This is a genomic window from Nitrososphaera sp. AFS, from assembly GCF_009898475.1.
Lineage (GTDB): Archaea > Thermoproteota > Nitrososphaeria > Nitrososphaerales > Nitrososphaeraceae > Nitrosopolaris.
Window position 1 is genome coordinate 6,123 of record NZ_QURE01000144.1, and the last position, 598, is coordinate 6,720.

The 598-nt window shown below is 35.8% G+C and carries 1 protein-coding gene; it reads right to left on the reverse strand.

Annotation, left to right across the window (positions count from 1 at the left end; all coding sequences use genetic code 11):
- Positions 1–598 (reverse strand): hypothetical protein (locus DYY65_RS11720; RefSeq protein WP_162478139.1); only part of this gene is annotated, 598 nt, incomplete at both ends.

Genomic DNA, 598 nt, shown 5'->3' on the forward strand with positions numbered 1-598 from the left:
CCACTTGGTACAGATATCCACAATGAACTTCCATCATATCTGTTAATGTATGACTTTGGTATGTAATAGAGATGTATTTTGGCTACTCCTTGTCTTACTACAATAAACTCATTTCCTACTCTTTCTACATCTCCTATATCCTCATTATCACTTGCTCTTACATGTTTATGAATTACTTCTTCCCATGGTATAGTTAGAGTTTCACCAGACTGCTCTGTTTGAAGAGCAACTCCAGGTTCCTTTGCCATAAATGGAATTCCATGTAGAAACTGTGGATAGGTAGAGTCCACTCTACGCTTGTGTTCCATATATTCTTGGGATTGGAATTCTGACTCTGTTGGAGGATTATCTCGTTCATATCTGTCTTTTATCTGATTTTTTGTTAGTGAAGTACGCAAGTTTTCACCATCAAATCCTTGGATATAATACTTGGGAATAAAGTAATGTTTCTTGTGTACTGCACCTTCTTTTACTTCTACATAATTAACTGCTACACTTTCTACCTTTCCTAAATCTTCATTATCAGTTGATTTAACTTTTCTATCAATAATTTTATCCCATGGCATGGCTACTGCATCTGGAATAGTTGGTGTGGATG